An 8,197-nucleotide genomic window follows, 5' to 3' on the forward strand; every position below is an offset into this window, starting at 1 on the left:
GTATAACCGTCAGTTACGGGTTAAATTAGCGATTATTTTCGGTTTAGAACTGGCGTTAGCAATTCCGAGTGGATTCGGACGTAGTCGAATCCGCCGTAATTGCGGTTATACATTGTTGTAGGTAGTTTTTTATTCAATATTTTCTTTTTCAATTATCAGGTCAACAAATTCTGCATCTCTCAATAGTCCGATTATAAAGTCAAAATCTTCTTTCCCAAATACTTTTTCAAGTTTTTCAGTCCCGATAATTTCAATTATACAATCTCCTGGAAATCCAGGTCCTTCCGCTGTTATTGCGTCATTAAAAGCGTCAAGATTCTTTCCGAATAATTTTCCAGATTCAGAGTCAATTTCCGCTACATATTTATTCCAAAAGTCTTCTTTGGTTTCGCAAAATTCTCCGTTTATGAAAATCTTTCTTCTATGTCGAATTTTTCCGTATTCATCTTCGATAATACTAACGAAAGTGTCTTTTCCATAAGCCATTTTGTCAAACACTTTGGAATATCCATAATTCAACCATCTTTTGTAAATCAATTTGTCATTGAAATACAAGTAAAGCTCATTATCGTCCTTAATTTCTTTTCGTATTATCACGGTTTCTTAAATTACCTACAACGGTCTCGGCTATGAGTAGTTGTGTGGTTTAGCACTTAACTTTACAAGTACACACCAAACTGAAAATCCGCGAGGATTTTCAGAAGTAGGCGAGAACGAGCAATTACTTATAGCCATTGTTAGCACCAGTTTTTATTCTCCAATATCTTTAATTCCGTTCAACCACTTTATTCCGATATTAGTGGTTTTCTTAAATTCAGCCATTTCTTGTTCTGTCATATAGTCAATTACTCCATTTTGACCCAACCCAATAAAAGTCAACTTTTCACTATTTTTTAATTCAGAGTTTAGCTCCTGTATTTTATCAAATAATGAACCATCAACCCAATCGTTATCGATTCTCAAATTCCATTTATAATTTTTTCCATTTAAGTCAAAAGAAACCCAAGCTTTCTCGTTGTCTATATCAACGAAATCTTTAATGTTTTCAAAGTTCAGTTTGGTTTTGGATATTCTTTTGATGTTTTTAAGTATGTCGATATAAGAACCATTGTCTTCGATACATTCAGCATCGAAATGCCAACAATCATTCGTAATTGGTGTCCAAGGTTCTCTTTCTATTGTAGAACCTAAAGCAACATACATTAGAACCCAAGTATCATCTTCAAAATCAGATTTATCGTATGATTCAAGTAGCGTTTCTTTAGTAATTCCGCTATTCAATTTGTATCCCAATTCTTTGTAAGTTTTAAGTTGTTCCTCAAAACTTACTTTTGGAATTTTCTTGACGTTTTCTTTTAGAAACTTATAGGTTTTAAAACCTGTTAGAATTAAAAAAACACTTATTACTATAATTATCGATTTTATCATTTTTTTCAAATTGGTGCTAACGTATTTGTGTATGATTTTTTGCGGGAAAAGGACGCGAGTCGTTTTCCGTTGTTGCGGAAAGATAATTAATAAGATTGAATTTCCGTTAAGGAAATTCAGCCGCAATTAATTATACACGGTGTTAGCACATGTTTTTTATATTTCTTTTACTTTATGAGTCAAATCTGGTTTTTTAACCTCAAAAATATATGTAGAGAATGTCATATTTATAACATCATTTTTAGGGAATTTATGTGCTGGTCTACAACGGATTCTTGAGAATAATTTGAAATTCGGATATTTTTCTAATCTCTTGTTTATATATGATTTTGTTGCTTTATCAAGTTTAAAGAGATTAAAAACTAAAAATGTATTATTAATCTCTACTATTTCATTCTTCTTTTGAGAATCTTCATGAAAGCAAATATCAAAATCCGCAATTAATTGATTAATTTTTTTATCAAACCCTGCAAGAATAAAATAGCATTTTACATTTGGTTGTTCTATAAACAGATTTTGTAATCTGATTAAATCCCAAATCATTGATCCTAAAGAAATGTTGCTATTTCCTATCCATTTTGATTCAAAAGCATATTTCCATTTAGAAGAATCGTCTGTCATTACAAAATCAATTTGTAATGGTCTTCCTTGTTCATTATTACTACATGGATGGTTAATTTCAGTTAAGGTTTTATATTCTGTAATACTATTAAGTATTTGTCCAATGGGGTATGATAAATACTTCTCATTAAACAAATATCCTCTAAAGCAGTTGAATTCGAACAATAGCCATCCAGATATTCCTTCACTTATTTTTCTCTGAATATTATTTAAATTACTCATAATTTTTTGGAATTAAAAAGACTGACTCCAAAAAGAGTCAGTCTTGAACAAGGAGCTTTAGTGTCTCAAGCAGGACTCGAACCTACATATGATGGTTAAAAATCTTAGCTCCTTGTTTAAATGCCGCCATGTTTTTCCATTTAAACTATTGAGACATCTATAATTTTTTCTTAAAGATATTTATTTTTTTTCAATATGTGCTAACGTATTTGTATAACTGTTGTTACGGGATTAAAGTTACATATTTTGTTTAAAAACTAGCGTTAGTAATTACCGAGTGGATTCGGACGAAATCGAATCCGCCGTAATTGCGGTTATACATTGTTGGCAACTGGCTTTATTCAATTATTGCTTGTTCTTTATACTTTTCCACAAACTCTTTTGCTTCTCTCATAGATTGAGGATATTCAGCGTAATTAGCTAAAGCATAAATTTCTCCTTTCTCATTTTTGAATACTTTTTCCCATACGTGATGGTATAAAAATCCTTGTTCCATTAGAAATTTAGCCACATTCCATTTCTTAACATCACTTTGTTTTGGCGGTCTAAATCTGTGAGTAACCTGCTTCATTAAAGCTCCGCATTCAGGACATTTAGATTCACGAATGTTGTCCCAGTCTGTACCTTGATTGTATGATTTTCTACAATTAAAACATACGTTCTTATGTCCCATTTTTAATTCGGTTTTTTATTTGGTCAAATTTTTTCTCTCCAAGTTCGGTCTTTATCAGTTCAGCATTCTGTTCAATCAAGTTTTTAAAAGTCCAAAACTCGGTTTGTTTTTCAGTCCAGAATTCAGTCGGCAATCCAGAAACAGCGACAAGTAAATCGCCCTCATAAAAATCGCCTTCAGTCAATATATTCCGTTCAAGTTTTTCAAGAGCAACTCCGATTAGATATTCAGTTCCGATTTGTTGGGAAATCAAAAGTCTTATTTGTTCGTTGGTCAATTCGGCGATACTTATTTTTCTGTATTGATAGCACTTTTCAACCAAGTTAGTCGGAAATTCAGAAGGATTTTTCCAAATATTTTTTTCCAATTGTTCGATTGATTTTGTTTCCATTCTTGGTTTTTTCAGCTTGTTGCCAACGTTTTGGGCTATGGTTTCGTTGCGTGAAAATCCGCGAGGATTTTCCGCGGTGTACCGAAGATAGCAAATTTGCGAGGACTTTCCGCGAGGAAAGTCAGCAGCAATGAACTATAGCCGGTGTTGGCGTGTCGTTTTTTATTTCAAATACTGTCCAAAGTATTCATCAACTATTTTTTTATTGAACTTATCTTCTCCTCTCCAATATTCAACAAAAGCCCAATCGTGTCTTCCTGTCGTTGGTCTGTCATAACTTTTAGGTTCTAAAATTTCACAACATCCAAGAATTTCCATTATTGTATGTCGTTCATTTTTACTTCCTTTCATAACATCCTTTAATCTATCTCTTAGTTTACCTGGATATTCTCCAAACTCTGAATTATTGATACATTCTAAAATGTCTTTAAAGGTCTGAATGTCCAATTCTGTTGGCTCGGATATGTTTTCTTGTTCAAATAATTTTAAGTCAAGATAATTATACAACAAATCTGAATGTCTAACTCCGCTCCATTTAATTCTCTCAAAGTTTAGAACATTAAGGTCTTCATTTTTATATTCGAAAATTTCGGGACGATAGAATTCCCTTTTTCCTTCAAGTATTAATTTGGCATTGAAATAACTAGCAATAGCTGAACGCCAATCAAGTCTTTTATTGGTCAAACTAGATAAAAATCCATCAGTAATTTTCTTTTTATCTATGATGTTCAATAATTTTTGCAATTTAGATTTGACCTCTTTCATAGACATTGAAATTGGGTCAAACATCAAACCTTTTGATTTGGCATATTCAAAATCTGTAGGGTCAGCTTCAAATTCACGTTTCCAACCTTGAGAAGTCCAATATGTTTTAAATAAAATTGATTTTGCCTTTTTATCCATTATGTTTTTTCAAATGCACGCCAACGTTTTGTGTATGGTGCGTATCCCGAAGGGTATGCACTATACACTTTGTTATGGGCTTTTATTTTGGAATTCCCTTTCGTGATTCGTTTGACATCCATGAATTTATTCGACCAATGAATTCCCAGACATCACCTTCGCTAGGTTTAACAAAACTTGGGTCATTTGGGTCAGAGCCCATCTTTTCAAACATTTGAGAAAGCCATACTGACTTATGAGCAGTTACACCTAGGTTTTGCAGCCAATGCTCGACCTCTCCAGTTCGAACAGTGAATATTCCATATTCCTCTAATTGATTAAATAAATTATTTGCTGCTTCTTTTTCCTCTTGCGGTAATGCGTCTACACCACCATCTGTTTTCATATTAATACTTAGTTCTGAAAACTTGTTCTTGAGTAAGCTTCTAGTCTGACCTAATGGTTGGTGGCTTATTTCAGGAACAAAAGAAGACTTAAGTGCATTAGTCCAGTTGCTTCCTTCATTTTTCAGAATATCAATATCATAAATTCCAACTGCTGGAATCCCCATTTCTCTTAATGGCTTTACAATTTTCCAAATTGTATCCTTACCAACAGCATTGATGAAAAGACAATTGTCAACCCCTTTGTCAGAGTCAAACTCCAAAAGCCGTTCATTCACTTCTTGATAGAAAGCTCTATCTGAATCTCCTTCCGTAACAATTACATGCTTGTAGAACAAAGCATTAAGCACCCCTGTTGAACGAAGTAAAGGATCCTTCATTAGAGTGCTTATTTTTTCTTTGTCCAATAAACGAGCGGTACCAACGTCATTCGAGTATGTTAGTCGCACGATGTTGATTGAAGCACCACTTTGTATACAACCCATTAAGAAATTGGAACTATGTGTAGACACAAATAGTCTATTCAAATCAATTTTAGCCGAAGTAGCTATCTCTTTTCCAAGCTTGAATGACAGAGATGGGTGAAGAAATGCCTCTGGTTCATCTAGAATGGTAACTTTTGGACTTCCAGCTACTATTGATGTTATAATACCTGTAAAAGCCTTCACGCCATCACTCGCTAAGGTAATTTCAAGTGCTTCTTTATGGAAATCAACGGCCTCCTTATGAAGTCCCCTTTCCACTTGATGATTTGCAGGAGCTGTTTTTGAAAGTCTAATTCTTAACTGACCTGCATTTGTTGGGTCTAGGACAAAATACAATCCAAATGCATCTTCAATGATTCTTCGAACCTCTAATCGTTTTTCATCATCAGAGAATAGAATAGCTAAATTGTTTGATGGTGAAGACTGTAAATCACCAAGTGGTTGCTGGTTTATCAACGAAATCCTATTGAGAGCATCAAGTTTTAGAGTTTTGTATGATAGATAATATCTACAAAAATTATTCTTTTGTCCGTTTGGGTTAGTCAATATCTGATTTGGCAGTTGTTCATTAACTTGATGTCTTGAACGACCGTCTCCAAAAAGTATGTTACCTTGATTTATACGTTCATTTGCACTTGGTGTTAGAGTGTGATTTTCTATTTCTCTAGTCCTTTGTTCTTCACTGAGTTCATTAAAACTGATATCATCAATCAGTTTGAAAGTATGATTCTTGACTCCATTTTGACTGAATTGCTGAATCTCAGTCAAGAGTTTACTTTTTCCGGAATTATTCGGCCCAACAAATACCGTTACAGGGGAAGTTTCAATAAGAAGTTTTTCTCCAGTTGGATGTGAACCAAATTGTATTTTAATGTCTTTTATCATTCTGTTTTAATTGCCCATAACGGTCTCGTATAACCGTCAGTTACGGATTTAAAGTTAATGATTTTCGGTTAAGAACTGGCGTTAGCAATTCCGAGTGGATTCGGACGTAGTCGAATCCGCCGTAATTGCGGTTATACATTGTTAGGCAACGTTTTTTTTGCTTTTTCGATTCGTTTTAATGTTGTCTCTTTAAATTTCTCACTTAATTCCAAAATCAAATCTTGATGTTTTTCCAGTTCCACTAATTTCTCCCAATTCTTTTCTTTTTCTAAATGACTTGAAATTGATGGAACAAGATTTTTTGGAAAGGAATAATAAAATTCTTCTGGGTTTTTTAAATCGGCTAATAGTTTTTTTATTTCTCGATGCCTATTTAAAATCTCAAAGTACTTTTCGGTCGATTTTTCCTTTTTCTTTATTTGGGTTTGATTGTCAGATTTTAATTTTAAAATTCTCTCAACTTTTTCTATTTGTTCTGATGTAAGTCCTACTGGAATATATACAGTTCCATACCATCTGTCATCATAATCATCGTGAGAAAGTCCTCCCCAAACAGGAACTTTTCCGTTATTCCATTCGTTCAGAGAATTATTTAGTCGTTTGTTTCCTTTTGGCGTGTAACCAAGTAATTCGTCATTTTGATTGTAAATTCCAACAGCATACATATCGTGAGAATTGTCTTCGCATCTTGCGATTCCGATAAAATCTCCGCTATGAACTTTTGGATTTAGATTTTGATAAAACATTCCTTTCATATCGAAGGTTTTAATTCCTTTTTTCTTGTAAAGAATTTTCTCTTCTGTAATGTCAATCCCATTTGTGTTTTTTGATAAGTTTTGTTTATGTGGAACAACTTTTCTTTGAACATTCGAGCTTTTTTTCGACTTATTTTTCCCAATGAAATAAGCAATTACGATGATGATAATAATTACTGCTATAAATTCTACCATAATTTTTTTTTCAAATGTTGCCTAACGTGTTTGGCTATGGTTTCGTTGCGTGAAAATCCGCGAGGATTTTCCGCCGTGAACCGAAGATAGCAAATTTGCGAGGACTTTCCGAGAGGAAAGTCAGAAGCAATGAACTATAGCCGGTGTTGTACGTAGTTTTTTATTTTATATATTCCATTAAATATTCAAATTCTATTTTTGTCAGTTGAAAATTATGGTCAAATTTATAATTATATTCTTCGTTCAAAATTTTTGTATATCTGTCATTAATTTTATTCAGTGAATCTTCTTTAGTTATAAAGTCAAACAAGTAATTCTCATAAGGAAATTCACGTCTGCTATGAATTCCGCGTAATGCAGGACCTGTCATGTTTTTGTCTAATTTGTGACAAGCAGCACAATTAATATTGAATATTTTTTTTCCTTCAGTTGCATTATCCGTTAAGTTTGGTGAAACAGTTCCGCAAAAATTCTGTGGAATTTCAGTCGCACAACCAGGATATTTAGCTTTGCTAAAACTATACAGAAAGTAAGAAATTCCGATTGTCAAAATCAAAAATCCGCTTGAGATTATTAAAATCCGATTTGTCAATTTTTTCATAGATTTTCTCTCGGTTTACGGTTTGCGAAAATTACGTACAACGGGTTTGTATATGAAAAGTTGCGTGTTTGTGTGCGAGGATTTTCCGAAGGAAAATCAGAAGCTAGCAAACAAAGCAACTTACATTGGTTAAGCCAAAACTAGCAATTTTTTATATACGGTGTTGCCAACAGTTATTTTATTCTTTTCCATATCGTAAATCTTTTTTCAGTCCCAAACTCTAACTTTTCTTTCGATAAGTATTTTATTTTCAAGGAATATGGCTTAGAAAAGTATATTCCGTCTTTTTTTAGGATAAGGAATTTGTCTTTTAAGTACTTATCTCTTATTTTTTTGTCAAGATGTTCCTTATCTTTTGAAACTTTTCGATAAATTAATAAAGAATCTTTTTTGATTTCCCATTTTCCGAACTCTTTTTCATTATAATAATTGTCAGTTTTATTAAATGTCAAAAATGTATCTGATTCTTCGTCAGATTCAATGATTTGTGGCTCATTAATTTTGTCCGCTATTTTTTCTTGGGTTGTTCTTAAGTCAACTTTTTTTTCAAACTTCCACTTTCCAATAATCAGTTCGGATTTATTTTGAGAATAACAGGTCAAAAACCCGAATAGAAATGTTATTAGAAGTGCGTTTTTCATAATTGTTGGCAACG

10 protein-coding genes and 1 tRNA gene are annotated in these 8,197 nt (G+C 32.9%); all 11 read right to left on the reverse strand.

Going from position 1 to position 8,197, the window contains the following annotated elements; genetic code table 11:
- Positions 1 to 129: 129 nt before the first annotated feature.
- Entirely contained in the window at positions 130 to 555 is a 426-nt protein-coding gene (locus N534_RS0112020) for a barstar family protein (protein WP_197017707.1), read from the reverse strand.
- A gap of 195 nt (positions 556 to 750) precedes the next feature.
- Positions 751 to 1,428, reverse strand: a complete 678-nt coding sequence (locus tag N534_RS15350; protein ID WP_028892728.1) for a hypothetical protein — start codon at positions 1,426 to 1,428, stop codon at positions 751 to 753.
- 156 nt (positions 1,429 to 1,584) lie between these two features.
- Positions 1,585 to 2,271 carry a hypothetical protein gene (locus N534_RS0112030; protein WP_028892729.1) on the reverse strand — a complete coding sequence of 229 codons (687 nt, stop codon included), beginning with the start codon at positions 2,269 to 2,271 and terminating at the stop codon, positions 1,585 to 1,587.
- A gap of 61 nt (positions 2,272 to 2,332) precedes the next feature.
- Positions 2,333 to 2,426 (reverse strand) — tRNA-OTHER (locus N534_RS15355).
- A 182-nt stretch (positions 2,427 to 2,608) separates the two neighbouring features.
- Positions 2,609 to 2,944 carry a hypothetical protein gene (locus tag N534_RS15135; RefSeq protein ID WP_051435918.1) on the reverse strand — a complete coding sequence of 112 codons (336 nt, stop codon included), beginning with the start codon at positions 2,942 to 2,944 and terminating at the stop codon, positions 2,609 to 2,611.
- Positions 2,934 to 3,335: a contact-dependent growth inhibition system immunity protein gene (locus N534_RS0112040; RefSeq protein WP_028892730.1), complete on the reverse strand. Its 402-nt coding sequence runs from the start codon at positions 3,333 to 3,335 to the stop codon at positions 2,934 to 2,936. The genes N534_RS15135 and N534_RS0112040 overlap by 11 nt, the downstream gene beginning before the upstream one ends.
- A 162-nt stretch (positions 3,336 to 3,497) precedes the next feature.
- On the reverse strand, positions 3,498 to 4,238 hold the full coding sequence (locus tag N534_RS0112045) for a hypothetical protein (RefSeq protein WP_028892731.1): 741 nt from the start codon (positions 4,236 to 4,238) through the stop codon (positions 3,498 to 3,500).
- Positions 4,239 to 4,320: 82 nt separating this feature from the next.
- A complete protein-coding gene (locus N534_RS0112050; protein WP_028892732.1) occupies positions 4,321 to 5,991 on the reverse strand; it encodes an ATP-dependent endonuclease in 1,671 nt (556 codons plus the stop codon).
- Between the two features lie 131 nt (positions 5,992 to 6,122).
- The gene (locus N534_RS0112055) at positions 6,123 to 6,941 is read right to left on the reverse strand and encodes a hypothetical protein (RefSeq protein ID WP_028892733.1); all 819 of its coding nucleotides are present in this window, start codon (positions 6,939 to 6,941) and stop codon (positions 6,123 to 6,125) included.
- Between the two features lie 160 nt (positions 6,942 to 7,101).
- Positions 7,102 to 7,497 carry a cytochrome c family protein gene (locus N534_RS0112060; protein WP_231517327.1) on the reverse strand — a complete coding sequence of 132 codons (396 nt, stop codon included), beginning with the start codon at positions 7,495 to 7,497 and terminating at the stop codon, positions 7,102 to 7,104.
- Between the two features lie 218 nt (positions 7,498 to 7,715).
- Positions 7,716 to 8,197, reverse strand: a 482-nt coding sequence (locus N534_RS0112065) for a hypothetical protein (protein WP_028892735.1), incomplete at its 5' end; no start/stop codon positions are given.

The sequence above is a fragment of the Tenacibaculum sp. 47A_GOM-205m genome, from assembly GCF_000518405.1.
GTDB classification, from domain to species: domain Bacteria; phylum Bacteroidota; class Bacteroidia; order Flavobacteriales; family Flavobacteriaceae; genus Polaribacter; species Polaribacter lutimaris.

What these genes read in the sequence shown, in the direction of transcription:
- N534_RS15350 (WP_028892728.1), bottom strand. Translation starts at nt 1,428, where the DNA reads ATGATAAAATCGATAATTATAGTAATAAGTGTTTTTTTAATTCTAACA.
- N534_RS0112030 (WP_028892729.1), bottom strand. Translation starts at nt 2,271, where the DNA reads ATGAGTAATTTAAATAATATTCAGAGAAAAATAAGTGAAGGAATATCT.
- N534_RS15135 (WP_051435918.1), bottom strand. Translation starts at nt 2,944, where the DNA reads ATGGGACATAAGAACGTATGTTTTAATTGTAGAAAATCATACAATCAA.
- N534_RS0112040 (WP_028892730.1), bottom strand. Translation starts at nt 3,335, where the DNA reads ATGGAAACAAAATCAATCGAACAATTGGAAAAAAATATTTGGAAAAAT.
- N534_RS0112045 (WP_028892731.1), bottom strand. Translation starts at nt 4,238, where the DNA reads ATGGATAAAAAGGCAAAATCAATTTTATTTAAAACATATTGGACTTCT.
- N534_RS0112050 (WP_028892732.1), bottom strand. Translation starts at nt 5,991, where the DNA reads ATGATAAAAGACATTAAAATACAATTTGGTTCACATCCAACTGGAGAA.
- N534_RS0112055 (WP_028892733.1), bottom strand. Translation starts at nt 6,941, where the DNA reads ATGGTAGAATTTATAGCAGTAATTATTATCATCATCGTAATTGCTTAT.